This is a genomic window from Microbulbifer sp. SE14, assembly GCF_059834885.1.
Genome location: NZ_JCBAJA010000026.1, coordinates 41074 through 61128 on the forward strand (window position 1 = coordinate 41074; position 20055 = coordinate 61128).

The following is a 20055-nucleotide window of genomic DNA, read 5'->3' on the forward strand; positions in this document are numbered from 1 at the left end:
GCTATAAGACAAGGTCGATGCAAAGGCCCTGATGCCGGTGGCTGTTTGCGGGACTGTCAGCGAGAGGGGCCGAAGGCGCCGTGAATGCCTGGAGCGGCCGGGCCACCTCGCTGCCAAGCCTACAGGGATGGCCGGTTTTTTGCTCCTGCAAAACCAGCATTTCCGCCATCCATGGCGGTCATATTCACGACGTGTCCCGCAAACAGCCACCGGTAGCAGGGCCGCCACTGAGCCTGCTACAGAGCGGCCCCCACCACCGATGGGCGAACACAAGGTTCGCCCCTACAGCCGAACCTCGAGGCCAGAATCAGCCGCGAATCAGCTGCAGCAGCTCCTCGGTCTTCTCCTTCATCAACGCCTCATCCCCGCGGGACTCGACGTTCAGGCGCACCACCGGCTCGGTGTTGGACATGCGCAGGTTGAAGCGCCAGTCCGCGAAGGCGACGCTGAGGCCGTCCACGTGTTCGACGCTCTCGGCGCCGGGGCCGTACTTTTCCTCCGCCGCCTTCAGCAGCGCCGCTGGATCCGCCACCTTGGAGTTGATCTCGCCGGAACAGGGGAAGGCGGCCATGCGCTCGCCCACCAGCTGTGACAGCGGCTTGCCACTGCGGCTGACCAGTTCGGCCACCAGTAGCCAGGGAATCATGCCGCTGTCGCAGTAGGCAAAGTCGCGGAAGTAGTGGTGCGCGCTCATTTCGCCGCCGTAAATGGCATCCTCTGCGCGCATGCGCTCCTTGATGAAGGCGTGGCCGGTCTTGCTCTGTATGGGCTCGCCACCGGCGGCCCTGACTATGTCCTGGGTGTTCCACACCAGGCGCGGGTCGTGCACTATTTTTGCCTTTTCGCTGTGGGCACCCTTGGCGCTGTCACCTTTGGCCAGGAAGGCCTCGGCCAGCAGGCCGACCACGTAGTAGCCCTCGATGAAATTGCCGTTTTCGTCGAAGAAAAAGCAGCGATCGAAGTCGCCGTCCCAGGCGATGCCGAAGTCGGCGCCGCTTTCTTTAACGGCACACGCAGTGGATTCGCGGTTTTCCGGCAGTATCGGGTTGGGGATACCGTTGGGGAAGCTGCCGTCCGGCTGGTGGTGCACGCGCACGAATTCGAACGGCAGGTGCGGCGCCAGGGCGTCCACGATGCTGCCGGCGCCGCCGTTGCCGGCGTTGACCACCAGTTTCAGCGGTTTCAGCCCGGAGACGTCCACATAGCCGAGCAGGTGCTGCACGAAATCGGCGCGGTGTTCGTAGCGGCTCAGTTCGCCGCGCCTCTCCGCGGGGGCGAAGTCGTTCTCCTCCGCCAGGCGCTTGATATCCAGCAGGCCGGTATCGCCGCTGATCGGGCGGCTGCCGGCGCGCACGAACTTCATGCCGTTGTAGTCCATCGGGTTGTGGCTGGCGGTCACACAGATGCCGCCGTCAAAGTCGCCGTGAAAGGTGGCGAAGTAGACCTCCTCGGTGCCGCACTGGCCGATATGGAAGACGTCGGCACCGGCATCGCGCAGGCCGTCGGCCAGGGCATCGGTCAGTTCGCCGCTGGTCAGGCGGATGTCGTGGCCGACGACGACGCGCTTGGCACCCAGGAACTGGGCGAAGGCGCGGCCGACGCGGTAGGCGATATCGGTGTTCAGCTCATCGGGCACGCGGCCGCGCAGGTCGTAGGCCTTGAAACAGGTCAGCTCGGTCATTTACTTTTTCTCCGCCGCTTCGAGACGAGTCTGCTCCGGCAGGTAGACATTCTCGTAGACGTAGTTGGTGGCCTCGATAAAGCCGTCCACGGAACCGCAGTCGAAGCGGCGGCCCTTGAAGGCATAGGCCAGCACACAGCCGCGCTGGGCCTGGGCCAGCAGGGCGTCGGTGATCTGCACCTCGCCGTTCTTGCCCGGCGGCGTTTCGCGGATCAGGTCGAAGATATCCGGGGTGAGGATATAGCGGCCGATAATGGCCATATTGCTGGGCGCATCCTCGGCGGCTGGCTTCTCCACCATATCGGTGACCTGGTAGAGGCCGGGCTTGATCTCGTTGCCGGCGATGACGCCGAACTTGTGGATATGCTCTTTGGGCACCTCCTCCACCGCGACGATGCTGCAGCGGAACTGCTTGTACAGCTGCACCATCTGCCCCAGCACACCCATGTCCTCGTTCAGGCACAGGTCGTCCGCCAGTACCACCGCGAAGGGCTCGTCACCGACAAGGCGCCGCCCCTGCAGTATCGCATCGCCGAGGCCGCGCATCTCGCCCTGGCGGGTGTAGGAGAAGCTGGCCTCGTCGATCACCTTGCGGATGCTCTGCAGGTAGCTTTCCTTGCTGGTGCCGTTGATCTGGTGCTCCAGCTCGAAATTGGTGTCGAAGTGGTCCTCGATGGCGCGCTTGCCGCGACCGGTCACGAAGCCGATCTCGGTCAGGCCCGCCTCGATGGCCTCCTCCACGCCGTACTGCACCAGCGGCTTGTTCACCAGCGGCAGCATCTCCTTGGGCATGGCCTTGGTGGCCGGCAGGAACCGGGTGCCGTAGCCGGCAACCGGGAATAGGCATTTCTTGAGCATTCTTATCCCCAACGTATCCTTTTTAAACAGCGTCACTCCCCCCCGGCGGCGCCAGACCGCGCAACTTATCACAATTCTGTTACACGAATCACTCACCCGGGATGATAGGAACCGCTGTCACCCGATGACCACAAATCCTGGGCAGATGTTGCAGATTTGTGGCAGCAATTTCCGTGCCGGTCACAAATAGGACTATGACTGACTGGACAAGCTATCCTCAGACCTTAGAATGCCCGCTCTTGCAAAAGCGCCCACAGTTTATGGCGCAAACACCCAACAACGGGGACAAAATGAGTAATTTCGTTCAAAAAAGCAGCTACAGCAAAGAAGAGCTGCTGGCCTGTTCACGCGGTGAGATGTTCGGCCCCGGCAACGCCCAGTTGCCCGCACCCAATATGCTGATGCTCGACCGCATCACCCATGTCTCCAAGGACGGCGGCGCCTACGGCAAGGGCGAACTGATCGCCGAACTGGATATACACCCGGACCTGTGGTTCTTCGAATGTCACTTCCCCGGCGACCCGGTCATGCCCGGCTGCCTGGGCCTGGACGCCATGTGGCAGCTGCTGGGCTATTTCCTGGCCTGGAAAGGCAACCCCGGCCGCGGCCGCGCCCTGGGCTGCGGCGAGGTGAAGTTCACCGGCCAGATACTACCGACCGCCAAGAAGGTCACCTACCATATCCAGATGAGCCGCCTGGTGGAACGCAAACTGGTCATGGGCATCGGCGACGGCAGTGTATCCGTGGACGGCCGCGAGATCTACACGGCGAAAGACCTGCGCGTGGGCCTGTTTACCCGCACAGACAACTTCTGAGTCGCCCCGGCACGCACGACCCGAAAAATCGTCCGCGCCGAACCGGGCCCCGAGAAAAATAACTGAGTACACTGTCGAAAAGCTTTACTGGAGATCACTATGCGCCGGGTTGCTATTACCGGAATGGGTATCACTTCCTGCATCGGCACCAACACCGAAGAGGTGACCGCCTCCCTGAAGGCGGGCCGCAGCGGTATCCGCTTTATGGAGGAGTACCGCGAACTGGGCCTGCGCAGCCAGGTGGCCTGCCCGGCGGACATCGACTTCAAGGAGCATATCGACCGCAAGGTGCTGCGCTTCATGGGCGACTCCGCGGCCTATGCGTATATCGCCATGCAGGAAGCCATAAACATGTCCGGCCTGGAGGAGAGCGATATCTCCAACCCCCGCACCGGCATAGTGATGGGCTCCGGCGGCACCTCCACCCGCGAGATCATCGAGGCCGCCCAGACCCTGAAGGAAAAGGGCGTGCGCCGGGTCGGCGCCTACCGGGTACCGCAGGTGATGGGCAGCACCGTGTCCGCCTGCCTGGCCACGCCCTTCAAGATCAAGGGCGTGAACTACAGCATCTCCTCCGCTTGCGCCACCAGCGCGCACTGTATCGGCAACGGCGCCGAGCAGATCCAGATGGGCAAGCAGGATATCGTCTTCGCCGGCGGCGGCGAGGAACTGGCCTGGAGCCTGACGCATCTGTTTGACGCCATGGGCGCCCTGTCCACCAAGTACAACGACGAGCCCACCCGGGCCTCGCGCCCCTACGACGCGGACCGCGACGGCTTCGTGATCGCCGGCGGGGGTGGCTGCCTGGTACTGGAGGAGATGGAACACGCCAAGGCCCGCGGCGCCAAGATCTACGCGGAACTGGTGGGCTACGGCGCCACCTCCGACGGCTACGACATGGTGGCTCCCAGCGGCGAGGGCGCGGTGCGCTGCATGCAGCAGGCCCTGGCGGGCATGGACGGCAAGGGACTTGAGGGCTCCGTGGACTATATCAACACCCACGGCACCTCCACCCCGGTGGGCGACGTGGCGGAACTGAAAGCCATGCGCGAGGTGTTCGGCGACAAGGTGCCGGCCTTCGCCTCCACCAAGTCCCTGACCGGCCACTCCCTCGGCGCCGCGGGCGTGCAGGAAGCCATCTACTGCCTGCTGATGATGCAGAACGACTTTATCGCTGCCTCGGCCAATGTGGAGAACAAGGACGAAGCCGCCGAGGGCATGGACCTGGTGACCCAGCTGCGCGAACAGGAGATCAAGCGCGCCATGTCCAACAGCTTCGGGTTCGGCGGCACCAACGCCTGCCTGATCTTCGACAAGGTCGAGTAAGAATAAGAATGCGGAATGCGGAATGCGGAATGCGGAATGCGGAACAGGATGTTTCGCCCGCATTAGCCTTCAAGCCGACTAGCCGAAGCGATTAGACGCGGCCCGCCAGCCATCGGCAGGCACGGCATCAAACCGCGTATTCCGCATTCATTCCGCATTCCGCATTTTTTCCAACCACACCTCCACCTGCCGGGTCAGCCCCTGGCGCCAGCTGCGCTGCTGTATGCCGAACACATCGCGCAACTTGCCGCAGGCCAGCACCACGCTGTGGCTCTCGTTGTCTGGCAGCGGGTCCAGCTGCACGGGAAATTCCTCATCGTAGAAAGACTGGGCCCGCTCCACCACTTCGCGGGCAAACTCCATCGCGGTGCAGCTGTCGGCGGCGCCGTAGTGGTAGACACCGGACGAGGGGGCGCCGCTGGCCAGCTGCTGGGCCACCGCCACCACCACCCGGGTCATATCCGTCACGGTCACCGGGCTGCCGCGGCTCTGGTCGTCCAGGGCTATCGGCTGGCGCGCCACCAGGCCGCGCAGTATGCGCCCGAGCAGGGCATCCCCGTTGCGGTCCACCATCCAGCCGAAGCGCAGGATGGTCAGATTGTCGAGCCCCGCCAGCGCCTCTTCGCAGGCCAGCCACTGCTGCCCGGCCTCCGAGGAGGGCGTCGGTGGCTCGTCCTCGTCGTAGCGCTTGCGTGCCCCGCCCCGAAATACCCGGTAGGAGGAGAGGTGCAGCAGGTAGCTGCAATTCCCTTTATGCGCGAGGGCCTCACACACTTGCACTGCCGCGGGCATTCCCCGGCGGCCGGCACAGGCGGAGGCATTGATTACGATTGAACGGGGACGCAGCCGCTGCAGCTCGTCGGCAGCCAGCAGCTGTACGCGGAAGCCGGCGCGCTGCAGGCGTTTCTGCAGCGCGCCGTCTATGGCGTTGCCGGCACCGATGACCGCGACCGAATCCGGCTGGTAGCCGGTGTTGTGCTCTGGCACGGGTCGGGCGAAGCCTTAGAAGGGGATGTCGTCGTCGAAGCTGTTATCGAAACCGCCGGCGGGGGCCTGGTTCGACGGCTGGCTGGACTGATTGGTGGACGGTGCCATCGGCGAGGGTGCGCTGCGCCCCTGGGCGAAGGAATCCGGCTGGCCACCCTGATTCTGCTGATAGCCGCCCTGATTCTGCTGGAAACCGCCGCCCTGGCCGCCCACACCCTGACCAAAGCCGCCCTGGTCGCCGCGGCTGTCGAGCATCTGCATCTCGTTGGCAACAATCTCGGTGGTGTAGCGGTCCTGGCCGGTATTCTGGTCCTGCCACTTTCGGGTACGCAGGGAGCCCTCGATATAGACCTTGGAACCCTTGCGCAGGTACTCGCCGGCGATCTCCGCCAGGCGATTGAAGAAGACCACCCGGTGCCACTCGGTGCGCTCCTGCGGCTGGCCGGTCTGCTTGTCCTTCCAGGTTTCGGAAGTCGCCAGGTTCACGTTGGTCACGGCGCCGCCGCTGGGCATATAGCGGGTTTCCGGGTCTGCGCCCAGATTGCCGATAAGAATGACTTTGTTGATACCCCTGCTGGCCATGGGCCTCTCCTCTCGTAAGTTCGAAATAGGTGCGGAATTAGGTGCGGATCCGATTCGAAACGGATTCCGGGAAATTGGATGTGCAAATTATGGATATTTATCCAGCGGCATACAACCGGTTAGTAAGCGCTAGCCGTCTGCCCGCGCCCGCGCAGCAGCAACCACAGCAACCCCCACAGCAGCAGCACTGCAAAGCCCAGCGCCGCCACCGCCGCGGCCCCGCCGAGGCCGTAAAAATAGCCCCCCAGGGTACCGCCGGCGAAGGCGCCGAGGAACTGCAGCGTCGCGTAGAGGCCGGTCGCCGCGCCGCGGGCCTCCGCCGGCGCAGTGCGGGTCAGCTGCGCCGGCAGCAGCGCCTCCAGCAGATTGAAGGCGACAAAGAAGACCGCCAGCAAGGCTACCAAGGTAAAACTGTTGCCGGCCGGCAGCAGGGCGACACTGCCCGCCGCCAGGCCGCCCAGGGCCAGGCCCATCGCCAGCAGCACCCGGCCGCTGCGCTCGGCGATGCGCATCAGCGGCAGCATCACCACGAAGGCAGCGAGCATCAGCGGGCCGTAGAGTTTCCAATGCTCATCGGCAGGCAGGCCAAGCCTGTCCACCAATGCCAGCGGCAGCGGCACGAACAGTGCCGTCAACAGCAGATGGGAGAAAAAGACGCCACTGACCAGTTGCCAGGTTTCCGGGCTGTGCAGCAGGCTGCGGAAGCTGCCGCGATAGACTGCGGAACTGCGCATTCTTTCCGGGTTAGGCACCAGGCGCCAGACCAGCAGCATGCCCGTCAGGGCCAGCACCATGGTCAGCCAGAATATCGCCGCCAGGCCGCCGAAGCCGGCCAGTGCAGGCCCCAGTATCACCGCCAGCATAAACGCCAGGCCTATGGCGGCACCGATCACCGCCATGGCGATACCGCGGTTCTCGGCGCGGGTCAGGTCCGCCACCAGCGCCATGGTGGCCGCGGCGATGGCGCCGCAGCCCTGCAGTACGCGACCAATGATCAGCCCGTAGACCGAATCCGTCAGCGCCGCCACCAGGCTGCCCAGGGCGAAAATCGCCAGCCCCACAAAGATCACCGGCTTGCGCCCCCAGCGGTCCGACAGCATGCCCAGCGGAATCTGCAGCAGCGCCTGGCTGAGACCGTAGGCGCCCAGGGCCAGGCCCAGCAGCGCCGGCGTGCTGCCGCGGTAGTCGGCGCCGTAGACCGACAGCACCGGCAGCACCATAAACAAGCCGAGCATGCGGAAGACGTAAAGGGAAGCCAGGCCCGCGAGGGCGCGGCGTTCGGTGGAATTCATCGGGATCCCGGGACAGCTTGAACAGGGCGCGCATTGTACAGTGGTGCGCAGTTGGGCTGTAGGGGCTCACCCATTCGGAAGCTGGATAAAACGGCGGTGTCGATGCGAAAGGTCCTGATACCGGTGGCTCTTTGCGGGACTGTGACTCGGGCCATCCATGGCCCTCGCCCTTCGGGCGCCTTCGGCGCCCAAAACGGCAGTCCTGCCGTTTTGTCAGCGAGAGGTACCTCGCTGCCAAGCCTACAGGGACGTATTTAGGGGGGCGCCTAGCCCGTGTCCCGCAAAGAGCCACCGGTAGCAGGGCCGCCGCGGAATTGGCTGCAGGAGCCCCACGCCCGCCCCCTACGAGCGCCCGTAACTATCGTCGAAGCGGACTATATCGTCCTCGCCCAGGTAGCTGCCGGACTGCACCTCGATCAGCTCCAGCGGAATATTGCCGGGGTTTTCCAGCCGGTGGCTCACCCCCAAGGGGATGTAGGTGGACTGGTTCTCGGTGATAAGCAGCTCCTCGTCGCCGCGGGTCACCTTGGCGGTGCCGCGCACCACTATCCAGTGCTCGGCGCGGTGGTGGTGCATCTGCAGGGACAGTTTCTGCCCGGGCTTGACCACTATGCGCTTGACCTGGAAACGCGGGCCGGCGTCGATGGAATCGTAATAGCCCCAGGGGCGGTAGACCTTGCGGTGGCGCTCGGCCTCGCTGCGCTCGGAGCGCTTCAGGCTCTGCACCAGCTTCTTCACCTCCTGCACCCGCTGCTTGTCCGCGATCAGCACTGCATCGTCGGTGTCCACCACCACCAGGTCGCGCACGCCGAGCAGCCCCACCAGGCGGCTGTCGGCGCGCACCAGGCAACCCTCGCTGTCCTCCGCCAGCACATCGCCGTGCAGCAGGTTGTCGTTGCCGTCCTTCTCCGCCAGTTCCCAGAGGGCGGACCAGGAGCCCACGTCGCTCCAGCCGGCATCCATGGACACCACCGCGGCGGACTCGGTTTTCTCCATCACGGCGTAGTCCACCGAATCGTCGGGACAGGTGGCGAAGGCTTCGGCATCGACGCGGGTGAAGTCCAGGTCCCGCGCGGCGCCGGCGAAGGCGGCGCGGCAGACCTCGAGGATATCCGGCCGGTGCTGGCCCAGCTCCTCCATATAGCGCGAGGCGCGGAACAGGAAGATGCCGCTGTTCCAGGCGTAATCGCCAACCGCAAGGTATTGCTCCGCGGCGGGTTCATCCGGTTTCTCGACAAACTCCGCCACCTTCCAGGCGCTCCCGCCAATGGCCTCGCCGCGGCGGATATAGCCGTAGCCCGTTTCCGCGCGGGTGGGCACTATGCCGAAGGTCACCAGGTGGCCCTGCGCGGCCAGTTCTCTCGCCGCTGTCACCGCGTGTTGGAAGGCCGCGACATCGGCGACCGCGTGGTCCGCAGGTAGCGCCAGCAGCAGCGGGTCTTCTCCTGTCTCCAGCGCCGCCAGGGCGGCCAGTGCAATCGCCGGTGCCGTGTTGCGTGCGCAGGGTTCCAGCAGTATCGACTGGGCCGCGCGACCGATTTCCTGCAGCTGCTCGGCGGCGGCGAAGCGGTGCTCCTCATTGCACACCAGTATCGGGGGCTGGACGCCCCCGAGGCCGTCCAGACGCAGCGCCGTGGCCTGCAGCATCGTCTCACTGCCGGCCAGGGGCAGGAATTGTTTCGGGTAGGCTTCGCGGGACAGCGGCCACAGGCGCGAGCCGGTGCCGCCGCAGAGGATGACGGGAATCATGCGGTATCGATCAGTTGTTTAATTTTTGGGACGGGGAATTTTGGCACACTTGACCCGGTACATGGCAAGCCCGGCCTTCAGGCTGGAGAAGGATAGCGTGGGCGGCGTAGCCATCCTATAATCGGATGCTGTATAAAATCACAGGTTGCGAATCGGTCGTGCAACCTGTTTTTCCGGCGGCGCAAGCACTAAAGTGCGATGCGCCCGGGACTTAACTAGGCACCACCGAAAGATAGGTAGAGCGTGGACACGATTTATGTAAGGGGTGCGCGCACCCACAACCTGAAGAATATCGACCTGGATATTCCCCGCGACAAGCTGATCGTGATCACCGGCCTGTCCGGCTCCGGCAAGTCGTCGCTGGCCTTCGATACCCTCTACGCGGAGGGACAGCGGCGCTATGTGGAATCCCTGTCCACCTACGCGCGCCAGTTCCTGTCGATGATGGAAAAGCCGGACGTGGACACGGTGGAAGGCCTGTCGCCGGCGATCTCGATCGAGCAGAAGTCCACCTCCCACAACCCGCGCTCCACCGTTGGCACCATCACCGAGATCTATGACTACCTGCGCCTGCTGTTCGCCCGCGTCGGCGAGCCGCGCTGCCCGGACCACGGCGAACCGCTGCAGGCGCAGACGATCAGCCAGATGGTGGACCAGGTGCTGGCCCTGCCAAAGGGCACCAAGGTCATGCTGCTGGCGCCAGTGGTGCGCGACCGCAAGGGCGAGCATTTGCACGTGTTCGAGCAGCTGCGCCGTGACGGCTTCGTGCGCGCGCGCATCGATGGCCTGGTCTGCGACCTGGACGACGCGCCCAAACTGGACAAGCGCAAGAAGCACACCATCGAAGTGGTGGTGGACCGCTTCAAGGTGCGCGGGGATTTGCAGCTGCGCCTGGCGGAATCCTTCGAGACGGCGCTGAACCTGACCGACGGCATCGCCTCCATCGCCTTTATGGAGGGCAAACAGGAGGACCGCCTCTTCTCCGCCCGCCACGCCTGCCCGGTGTGCGACTACTCACTCAACGAGCTCGAGCCCCGATTGTTCTCCTTCAACAACCCGGCCGGCGCCTGCCCCAGCTGCGACGGCCTGGGCGTGAAGCAGTTCTTCGACGAGGAAAAAGTCATCCTGGATCCGGAGAGCAGCATCTCCGAGGGCGCCATCCGCGGCTGGGACAGGCGCAATATCTACTACTACCATATGCTCGACTCCCTGGCCGAGCACTACGGTTTCGACCTGGACAAGCCGTGGAAGAAGCTCGCAAAGAAGTATCGCGAGGCCGTACTCTACGGCAGCGGCGACACGCCGATCGATTTCAGCTATGTGAACGACCGCGGCGACGTCACCGTGCGCCGCCACACCTTCGAGGGGATTATCCCCAATTTCCAGCGCCGCTACCGCGACACCGAATCCCAGTCGGTGCGCGAGGAGTTGGCAAAGTACCTGAGCACCCAGAAGTGTCCCGACTGCAGCGGCACCCGGTTGCGCCGCGAGGCACGCCATGTGTTCGTGGACAACCGCACACTGGCGCAGATCACCGAGCTGCCGGTGGGCGATGCGTTTGAATACTTCGCCCACCAGCTGCAATTCGAGGGTGCGCAGAAGGAGATCGCCGACAAGATCCTGAAGGAGCTGCGCGACCGCTTCCGCTTCCTGGTGGACGTGGGCCTGAATTACCTGACCCTGAACCGCAGCGCAGAGACACTGTCCGGCGGTGAGGCGCAGCGAATCCGCCTGGCGAGCCAGATAGGCGCCGGCCTTGTCGGCGTCATGTATATTCTCGACGAACCCTCCATCGGCCTGCACCAGCGAGACAATGAGCGGCTGCTGAACACCCTGACCCACCTGCGCGATATCGGCAACACGGTGATCGTCGTCGAGCACGACGAGGACGCCATCCGCAGCGCCGACTTTATCGTCGACATTGGCCCGGGCGCCGGCGTGCACGGCGGCGAGGTGGTGGTGGCCGGCAGCCACGATGAAATAGCCGCTTGCGAGCGCTCGCTCACCGGCCAGTATCTGTCCGGCAAGAAGAAAATCGAAGTGCCGGAGGAACGCTACGTCGCCGATCCGGATTATCTGCTGCGCATCGAGGGGGCCAGCGGCAACAACCTGAAGAATGTCGACCTGGAAATTCCGGTGGGGCTCTTCACCTGTGTCACCGGCGTGTCCGGCTCCGGCAAGTCCACGCTGATCAACACCACCCTCTATCCGCTCGCAGCCACGGCGTTGAACAAGGCCACCACATTGAAGGCCTCTCCGTATAAGGCGGTGCACGGCCTGGAGCATTTCGACAAGTGCGTCGACATAGACCAGAGCCCGATCGGGCGCACGCCGCGCTCCAACCCGGCTACTTACACGGGTATTTTCACCCCGATCCGCGATTTGTTTGCAGGCACCCAGGAGGCGCGCTCCCGCGGCTACAAGCCGGGGCGCTTCAGTTTCAACGTCAAGGGCGGCCGCTGCGAGGCCTGCCAGGGCGACGGCGTGATCAAGGTGGAGATGCACTTCCTGCCGGATATCTACGTGCCCTGCGACACCTGCAAGGGCAAGCGCTACAACCGCGAAACCCTGGAGGTGCACTACAAGGGCAAGAATATCCACGAGGTGCTGGAGATGACCGTAGAGGACGCGCGGGAATTCTTCGACCCGGTGCCGGCCATCGCCAAGAAACTGCAGACGCTGATGGACGTGGGCCTCTCTTACATCAAGCTGGGCCAGGCGGCGACCACCCTGTCCGGCGGCGAGGCGCAGCGGGTGAAACTCTCCCGCGAACTGTCCAAGCGCGATACCGGCCAGACACTGTATATTCTCGACGAGCCCACCACCGGCCTGCACTTCGCCGATATCCAGTTGCTGCTGGATGTGCTGCACCGGCTGCGCGACCACGGCAACACCATCGTCGTGATCGAGCACAATCTGGACGTGATCAAGACCGCGGACTGGATTGTGGACCTGGGCCCGGAGGGCGGCTCCGGCGGCGGGCAGATAATCGCCACCGGCACACCGGAAGATGTCGCCGATAACCCCGCGTCCCATACCGGGCGCTTCCTGCAACCGATGCTCAATTGAGGAGCGAAAGATCTCTTTCGTCAGCTGTAGGAGCCTGCTTGCCGGCTCCTACAGGAAAACTTCCACACACCACAGAAGAATAATAAGACGCTATGAAATTCCTGACTCCGGAAAGGCTCAACCTGATCATTGCCCTGTGCGCGGTGCTGATTTCCGGCGCTTCCTTCTATGCGACTTACCTGCAGGCAGATGCGGCAAAGAAGCAGGTCAGGGCGATGACTCTTCCCTTAGTAAATTTCGAGCAGGGCAATTTCGATCCCTCGCGGAATAGGTTCCAGATTTATTTCGAACTGAACAACAGCGGAATAGGCCCCGCGCTGGTGCAAACCTTCGAGATCGAATACAAGGGTCAGAAGTACCATTCCCCCGAAGCCTTTCTCCTTTCCTGCTGCAATTATCGTGAGTACCAGGAAGCCTTTCGAGCGGCCACAAAAGACTTCAGCGAAATCGACAATAACCTGGAACTGATCGAGGGAACCGTTGTAACCGGCAGTGTCGCCAACACCGTCATCCCCGGCCAGTCCAGTTACAATTTCCTGACCGTAGCCTACGGTGACATGAACAAAGAGCTTTGGGAAAAATTGAACAAAGAGCGCAGGGAGGTCACCGTGAGGACCTGCTACTGCTCCATGCTGGGCGAATGCTACTGGTCCGGGGCCGACAACGATCTCACTGAGACAGAGCTTTGTCCGACTGACACATGAAGATTCGGCGTCTGAATATAGGCCCCGCCACCATGGTGGCGGCCGCCTTTATCGGCCCGGGCACCGTTGTCACCGCCAACCTGGCCGGCGCCCGCTTCGGCTACACACTGCTCTGGGCGCTGCTGTTCGCAGTAGTGGCGAGCATGATCCTGCAGGAAATGGCCGCCCGCCTCGGTATAGTTACCCGACAGGGACTCGGCGAAAATATTCGCCAGACCTTCCGGCAGCCACTGGCGCGCACCCTGGCCATAGCGCTGGTGGTAAGCGCGATTGTGATCGGCAATGCCGCCTACCAGAGCGGCAATATCGCCGGCGCCGGTATGGGGCTGGATGCGCTGACCTCCGCCCTCCTCCACCGGGAACCCACATTCAACCCCTGGCCCCTGCTGATCGCCGCGGCGGCGTTCGCACTGCTTTGGCGCGGCGAGTATCGCCTGATCGAGGGGACACTGGTGTCGCTGGTCGCGCTGATGAGCCTGGCATTTCTGGCCACCCTGGTCATCACCAGACCGGACCTGCCCGCCCTGTTCAGGGGGCTGCTGCTTCCCGCCATTCCATCTGGCGCGGCACTGACGGTAATCGCGCTGATCGGCACTACCGTGGTGCCCTACAACCTGTTCCTGCACAGCTCCAGTGTCGGCAAGAAATGGCCGGGCCCCGAACACCTGCCGCAGGCGCGCCGGGATATCTGTATCTCGATTCCGCTGGGTGGCCTGATCTCCATCGCCATAGTGGCCACCGCCGCCTCGGCCTTCTTCGGCAGGCAGGTTGCGCCCGGCGACGCCGGGGATATAGCCCAGTCGCTGCGGCCACTGTTCGGCGACGGCGCCCAGTACTTTATGGGCATGGGCCTCTTCGCAGCCGGTATTTCCTCGGCCATGACCGCGCCGCTGGCCGCCGCCTACGCCCTGAGCGGTATACTGGGTATTGAGCCGAACCTGAAGTCCACCGCCTTCCGCCTGGTGTGGGCGACGATACTGGCCATAGGCACCATTGTCGCCACCCTCGGCATCAGGCCGGTCGAGGTCATCTGGTTCGCACAGGTCGCCAACGGGCTGCTGCTGCCAATCGTGACCGTGTTTCTGCTGTGGGAAATGAATTCGGCCAGGCTGGGCGATTACAGAAATTCGACATTGCAGAATCTGCTCGGACTGCTGGTACTGCTGGCGACCCTGCTCCTCGGCGGCCGCAGTTTAATGTCGGCCTTCGGGTACTTGTAAATGGACAGGATTGATATCAACTGCGACCTGGGCGAAGGCGTGTCTGCCGTCGACTGCGACAGGGATGCGCGGATAATGCCGTATATCTCCCGCTGCAATATCGCCTGCGGCGGCCACGCCGGCGATCCCTTCACCATGCGGCAGTCGCTCTCCAACGCGCAGAAAAACCAGCTGATTGCCGGCGCCCATCCGGGCTATCCGGATCCGCAGAATTTCGGCCGCATCTCCCTGGCCATGGACACCGATCGGCTGCTCGAATCCATAGGTGAGCAGGTGGAGAGTCTGCGGGGTGTCGCCGAAGAGGTGGGTGTTGAACTGGACCATATCAAACTGCACGGCGCCCTCTACAACGACGCAGAGGCCGATAGCGAACTGGCCGAACGGCTGACGGAGTTTGTCGCCAGTGAATTTCCAGCGCTGAGAATCATGGGACTGGCCAATGCCGAAATGGAAGCCGCCGCGGATAGGCGCGGCCATCCATTTATCCGTGAGGGTTTTATGGACAGGCGCTACCTGAACGATCACCAGCTGGCGCCGCGCAGCTTGGCGGGCTCGGTGATTGCGGATCTGGACCTGTGCCTGGAGCAGGCCCTGCGCCTGGCCCGGGGCCTGCCGTTCGATTCCTATGATGGAAAACCGCTGCAGTTTTCCGTCGACAGCATCTGCCTGCACGGGGACAATCCCAACGCGCCCGAGATAGCGCAGAGACTGCTGCAGTATCTGCAGGCACAGGGCGTGCAGGTGCGCCCGTGAAATTGACCTTTGCCCTGGCCACCAATGGCGACAGCGCCCTGGATATCCGCTTTGATGCAGAGCCCGGCGAGGGACTCAGCAGACGCATCATCGCGCTGGAGCAGGCGATCGAGACGCAGAAGTGGGAGGGAGTGCAGGACCTGATTCCGGCCTACCAGTGCCTGACGGTCTGCTACGACCCGCTGGCCCGTGGCAGCGAACAGCTGTCCGCGCAGATTGAGACATTGACAAAACAGCTGCTAAGCCGGCCACCCGAGCTGGACAGAAAGCCCCGCCTGATCCGCATACCCGTCTGCTACGACTCCGAGTTTGCACCGGACATGCAGACGCTCAGCGAACACGCCGGCCTGTCCGTGGAGCAGATAGTCGCCAAACACTGCGCGCCTCACTACCTGGTGCATATGCTGGGCTTTACACCGGGATTCCTGTATCTCGGCGGACTGGATCCGCAACTGCACTGCCCGCGCAAGGCCACCCCGGAACTGCGCGTACCCGCCGGCGCTGTCGGCATCGGCGGCAGCCAGACCGGTGTCTATCCGCAGGCCACGCCGGGGGGCTGGCAGATTATCGGGCGCACCCCGGTAAGTCTGTTCCGCCCGCAGAGCGATCGGCCCTTTGTTGCCGAGCCACTGGACAGGATCGTATTCTTCGCCATCGACCGCGACGAGTTCGAACGCTTCGACCAGGAGGCGCTGGAAGTCAAGATACTGGAGCCGGCGCCGTGAGCATGCGGTTTATTCAGGCGGGGCTGCAGACCAGCGTGCAGGATCTCGGCCGCAGTGGCATGATGCGCTACGGCATCCCCCGCGGCGGCGCCGCCGATCCCATGGCGATGCAGCTGGCCAATCTGCTGCTGGGCAATGCCCCGGAAAACCCGGTACTGGAGGTGGCCCTGGTGGGCCCCAGCATCGAGTTCCAGTGCGATATCTCCATCGCCATTGCCGGCGCCCGGTTTGAGCTGACCCTCGATGGCGAAGCCGTCGACAACGACCGGGTCATTCAGGTCGAGCGCGGCAGCACCCTCAGTTTTGGCCGACTGATCAGTGGCGCAAGGGCCTATATCGCCTTAGCCGGCCGCATGGAATTGCCACAGGTTTTCGGCAGCTTCTCGACCCATCTGCTGTCCGGTTTCGGCGGCTATTGCGGCAGGGCCATCAAGAAGGGAGACGTTATTCCGTTCGCGGAAACGCGAACCGTCGGCTCGCGCCGCCTGGAAGGCGAGTACCGCCTCAGGTACACCCGGCATCCGCAGCTGCGCCTGGTTGCCGGCACGGAAGCCGATTACTTTTCCCGGGATACCATCGGGTGTTTTTACAGCCAGACCTACCAGGTCACGGCACAGAGCAACCGCATGGGGATCCGCCTGGCCGGAGATCCACTACATTGCGAGAATCAATCGCAGGTTATTTCCTCAGGCCTGTGCCCGGGCACAGTACAGATCCCGCCGGACGGCAAGCCGATAGTCTCCTTCGTCGAGGGGCAGACCATAGGCGGCTATCCGCGCATCGCTCATGTGATCAGCGCCGACCAACATCTGCTCGGCCAGCTCAATGCCAACGACCGGGTGAGCTTTACCCAGGTTTCCCTCTCCCAGGCACACAGGATTCTCGAGGGCAAGTCGGCACTGCTGAGAAGGCTGGAGGCCGGGTTTTCCGCGCAGCGGTGAACCCAAGTGCATCTGGATCTATACGCAACTGCGTCTAAACAGGCGCAGGTTTCCGATCACAGATGATTCGACAACGGAGTTTTAGGGATGATACTTGGGAGAGTTATTGGCTTTGCGCTGATCTACGCAATGGCGCTGTCGGCGCAGGCCGCCGACTGGCGGGTAGAAGTCACAGATTTCGCTGAACGCCTGGTGGCGCTGGGCGCGGTACCGGGCATGGGCGTCGCGGTGATTCGGGGCGATCGAATAGTGTACCGATGCAGCTTCGGTATCGCAGATGTAAACACCGGCCGAACGGTGGACAACGACACCTACTTTTACATCGCCTCCAGTACCAAGGCCCTGACAGCCTCGGCCGTTGCCCTCAGAGCCGCTCGCGGCGAACTCGATCTGGATGCTCCACTCGCGGACTACCTTCCGGAACTCGAAGGGACGGCCTGGGAGTAGCAGGGGATCACTCTGGACGAGCTGCTGGCCATGCGCCACGGCATGGAAGATCGCTGGCCGGTAGTTCTTCGCACAGCCTATAGTGGTGATTTTACCCGTGCCAAACTGATGGAACTGCTCAAGGATTACCAGTCCTCCGAAAGTGGCAAAATTTTTGACTATAACAATCTGGGCTACAACGTCCTGGGCTTGGTACTGGGCAGAGAAGGGTCACACGACTGGAAGCGGGCGGTGGAAGCGGAGGTGCTGGCGCCGCTTGGCATGGCGCAGACCACAGCACAAGTTTCAGAGCTGGCGGCCGAACGCATAGCGATGCCACACAATGTGGCCACAGCGCCGATCAGCCGCATCCCTCTGCTCAAAGCCGATGCGAACCTGCACGCCGCGGGCGGCCATTTCTCCACCGCCTCCAGCCTGGCGCGCTTCGTGGCCGCGCATATCGCCAGTGGCCGCGTGGAGGGTGAACGCCTCCTGCCCCAAGCGCCACTGCTGCTGACGCAAAAGCGGCACTCCAAACAGGATCGGCAATTCGGCGACTACCATCGCACCGGCTGGGGCTACGGCTGGGATATTGGCGACTATGAGGGTGAATTTCTACTACACCGCTTCGTTTCCTTCTCTGGATACCGCGCGCACATGTCCTTTATGCCGGAGCGCGACATCGGTGTGGTGGTGCTCGCCAATGCCACAACGCCCTCGGTAGATTTGATGGCGAACTATATCTATGAGCAGATGCTGAATCGAGATGGGGTGACGGAGCGCTTTACCGCCAAGCTGAAAGATATGGAACAGCGGCTGATAACCTATCGCGAGCGCTATGCAAAACATTTACAGGAACGCAAACAGCGCGCATCGCCCCTGGCTCATCCGCCGGAAGCCTATACCGGTATCTATGAGAACACCGAACTCGGTACCATGAAATGGTATCTGGGCGAAGGGGGACTGGAGGTGCGCCTGGGTGTAGCACACTCGCCCGCCGAAATTTATGACGCCGAAGACAATGCCTTTCGCATCGAAGTGAATGGCGGGGGTAGTGTGGCGCACTTCCTGGTCGACGAATCCGGCGACGTCAGAGGAGTCCGCTTCCTGGAGCGGACGTTTGCAAAGCGGCCTTGAGCGGGCGCCATGGGGGCTGGAAAATTCGGAAAGTTCGGTTTTTCCCAACTGCGAATTTTACCGGGAGCCGTCTCGACTGGTACGTCTATGATGACCAAGTAGTTTTAGCGCGAAATTTTCTGGACCCACCCAATTTCCTTCACTAATCTCTGGGCGTTTTACCCAAATAGCGATTTGGACGAGCGTCCAAATTGATCCGGTTGAGAAAGGGTGTTTTTTATTGCAGTCCCCTGCGGTACGACTTCGCATTATCAATTTGGCGCAGTCCAGAGAGAAAACTCCAATCAAACCCAGGGGATCAATAATGATAAAAACTCTCCGTCAAACGTCGCTGGCACTAATCGCCGGCTCACTGATGTTTTCGGGAAGCGCGCTCGCCGAGCCCGGTGATTACGGCTTCTGGACCACCCTCGGCAACCTGTTCGACCCACCGGACGCCAATGCCCCGGTCACCCCGGAACAGGCCCAGGGCATGTATCCACTGAGTCTGGACGATCCAAACTTTAACGATGGCTTCGATCCGGCCGACTACGACAACTGGCAGAAAGTCGATGTCCCGGCCAGCACCGGCGCCATGTGCGGTAACGGCTCGCCCTACAAGTTTTTTGTCTACCGGGTGCCGGACACCAGCAATACCATTTTCTATTTCGAGGGCGGCGGCGCCTGCTGGGATTACGAGAGCTGCTCCGGACAGGCGGGTATCCGCGGTGCGCGCAACCCCAATGGTATTCCCGACAACTATGTGCAGAATATCAACCTGCTGGATTTCCAGAACTCGGCCAACCTGGCCACGGCTGCGGTGTCGCCGCTGATCTATACCCACCACCCCTACAACCAGTTCAAGACCGGCGAGTGGAACCTGGTTTATGTGCCCTACTGCACCGGCGATATCTACGTGGGGGACAAAACCGAGATCTACGAGGATCCCACCGGCGGGAACCCTGCCCTGGTCTGGCATCACAACGGCCTGCGCAATGTGCAGGCGGTGACCTCCTGGGTGAAGAACAATCTGCAGAAACCCGAGCAGATGGTGGCGGCGGGATGCAGTGCCGGCAGTATTGGCGCGCTGCTGAACTACTCCAAGCTGCGCGGCGATATGGGCGTGGACTACGGCTACCTGATCGACGATTCCGGCCCCCTCTACCGGGCACCACTGGACAGCAGCGACAGCGCCGCCTACCCGTCGGTGCCGCTGCACAGGGAGGTGCTGGAGTCCTGGACCACCTATACACCCGGCGGCGATCCCAACGCGGTAAACCCGATCAATATGCTCGCCAGCATCACGCCCGGATTTGACAACAACGAACTGGCATCACTCTATGGGGCCCTTTCCAGCAAGTTCCCCGGCGACCGGCTGGGTATTACCCACTTCCTCGCTGACGGCAACTTCTCCTCCTACTCCTACGAGCGTTTCCACGAGGATATCTACAACGATCCGAATGCGGAGTCGCGCCTGAACAAGTTGCGGCAGAAGTGGCAACACGACACCCACAACAACCTGATCCCACTGCTGGAACAGACCAGCAACTGGGGCTACTACTTCCCGATGTACCGGGATTTCAACGAGAGTCACTGCACCACCATTCTCGACCTGGAGTACGGTGAGATCGCCGAGCACGGCCTGGTGTTGCGCGACTTCCTGGACAATATCGTCAACTACCAGGGCGGCGCCATGATACGGGCCTATGAATCGGATCAGGTTTCGGATTACGAGAACAACCACAACTGGTTCTACGATCTGGTTGGTGGGCTCCTGTAAGCAATGACCCACCACCTGAATTAAAAAGCGC

At 62.6% G+C, this 20055-nt stretch carries 15 protein-coding genes and 1 pseudogene; 10 read left to right on the forward strand and 6 right to left on the reverse strand.

What is annotated here, in order from left to right; genetic code table 11:
• Positions 1-307: 307 nt before the first annotated feature.
• A complete protein-coding gene (locus AC6R19_RS17020; protein ID WP_500581050.1) occupies positions 308-1681 on the reverse strand; it encodes a phosphohexomutase domain-containing protein in 1374 nt (457 codons plus the stop codon).
• Positions 1682-2539, reverse strand: coding sequence for a UTP--glucose-1-phosphate uridylyltransferase GalU (galU, locus tag AC6R19_RS17025; protein ID WP_500581051.1), 858 nt, complete (start codon positions 2537-2539; stop codon positions 1682-1684). It abuts the gene before it with no gap.
• A gap of 290 nt (positions 2540-2829) precedes the next feature.
• Here galU and fabA point away from each other — a divergent pair, with 290 nt between their 5' ends.
• Positions 2830-3354 carry a 3-hydroxyacyl-[acyl-carrier-protein] dehydratase FabA gene (gene fabA / locus AC6R19_RS17030; protein ID WP_091391200.1) on the forward strand — a complete coding sequence of 175 codons (525 nt, stop codon included), beginning with the start codon at positions 2830-2832 and terminating at the stop codon, positions 3352-3354.
• Positions 3355-3453: 99 nt separating this feature from the next.
• Positions 3454-4680 (forward strand): beta-ketoacyl-ACP synthase I, encoded by a 1227-nt coding sequence (gene fabB, locus AC6R19_RS17035; RefSeq protein WP_500581052.1) that lies wholly within the window; start codon positions 3454-3456, stop codon positions 4678-4680.
• Between the two features lie 147 nt (positions 4681-4827).
• On the opposite strand, the gene AC6R19_RS17040 is transcribed toward fabB, so the two are convergent.
• From AC6R19_RS17040 to AC6R19_RS17055, 4 genes are all read right to left on the reverse strand, one after another.
• Positions 4828-5667: a sugar nucleotide-binding protein gene (locus tag AC6R19_RS17040; protein WP_500581053.1), complete on the reverse strand. Its 840-nt coding sequence runs from the start codon at positions 5665-5667 to the stop codon at positions 4828-4830.
• A gap of 15 nt (positions 5668-5682) precedes the next feature.
• Complete coding sequence (ssb, locus tag AC6R19_RS17045) at positions 5683-6249, reverse strand: single-stranded DNA-binding protein (RefSeq protein ID WP_500581054.1); 567 nt, start codon at positions 6247-6249, stop codon at positions 5683-5685.
• Between the two features lie 119 nt (positions 6250-6368).
• Positions 6369-7541 carry an MFS transporter gene (locus tag AC6R19_RS17050; protein ID WP_500581055.1) on the reverse strand — a complete coding sequence of 391 codons (1173 nt, stop codon included), beginning with the start codon at positions 7539-7541 and terminating at the stop codon, positions 6369-6371.
• A 342-nt stretch (positions 7542-7883) separates the two neighbouring features.
• Complete coding sequence (locus AC6R19_RS17055; RefSeq protein ID WP_500581056.1) at positions 7884-9290, reverse strand: mannose-1-phosphate guanylyltransferase/mannose-6-phosphate isomerase; 1407 nt, start codon at positions 9288-9290, stop codon at positions 7884-7886.
• Between the two features lie 243 nt (positions 9291-9533).
• Between AC6R19_RS17055 and uvrA the strand changes: the two genes are divergently transcribed.
• From uvrA to AC6R19_RS17095, 8 genes and pseudogenes are all read left to right on the forward strand, one after another.
• Positions 9534-12359, forward strand: a complete 2826-nt coding sequence (gene uvrA, locus AC6R19_RS17060; protein WP_500581057.1) for an excinuclease ABC subunit UvrA — start codon at positions 9534-9536, stop codon at positions 12357-12359.
• 92 nt (positions 12360-12451) lie between these two features.
• Complete coding sequence (locus AC6R19_RS17065; protein WP_500581058.1) at positions 12452-13063, forward strand: hypothetical protein; 612 nt, start codon at positions 12452-12454, stop codon at positions 13061-13063.
• A complete protein-coding gene (locus AC6R19_RS17070; RefSeq protein WP_500581059.1) occupies positions 13060-14283 on the forward strand; it encodes an Nramp family divalent metal transporter in 1224 nt (407 codons plus the stop codon). The genes AC6R19_RS17065 and AC6R19_RS17070 overlap by 4 nt, the downstream gene beginning before the upstream one ends.
• A complete protein-coding gene (pxpA, locus tag AC6R19_RS17075; protein ID WP_500581060.1) occupies positions 14284-15036 on the forward strand; it encodes a 5-oxoprolinase subunit PxpA in 753 nt (250 codons plus the stop codon).
• A complete protein-coding gene (pxpB, locus tag AC6R19_RS17080) occupies positions 15033-15761 on the forward strand; it encodes a 5-oxoprolinase subunit PxpB (RefSeq protein WP_500581061.1) in 729 nt (242 codons plus the stop codon). Before pxpA ends, pxpB begins: the two co-directional genes overlap by 4 nt.
• A 2-nt stretch (positions 15762-15763) precedes the next feature.
• Positions 15764-16702 (forward strand): 5-oxoprolinase subunit C family protein, encoded by a 939-nt coding sequence (locus AC6R19_RS17085; RefSeq protein ID WP_500581088.1) that lies wholly within the window; start codon positions 15764-15766, stop codon positions 16700-16702.
• A 129-nt stretch (positions 16703-16831) separates the two neighbouring features.
• Positions 16832-18265 (forward strand): annotated as a pseudogene (locus tag AC6R19_RS17090) (serine hydrolase).
• Between the two features lie 304 nt (positions 18266-18569).
• On the forward strand, positions 18570-20024 hold the full coding sequence (locus AC6R19_RS17095) for a pectin acetylesterase-family hydrolase (RefSeq protein WP_500581062.1): 1455 nt from the start codon (positions 18570-18572) through the stop codon (positions 20022-20024).
• Positions 20025-20055: the final 31 nt, after the last annotated feature.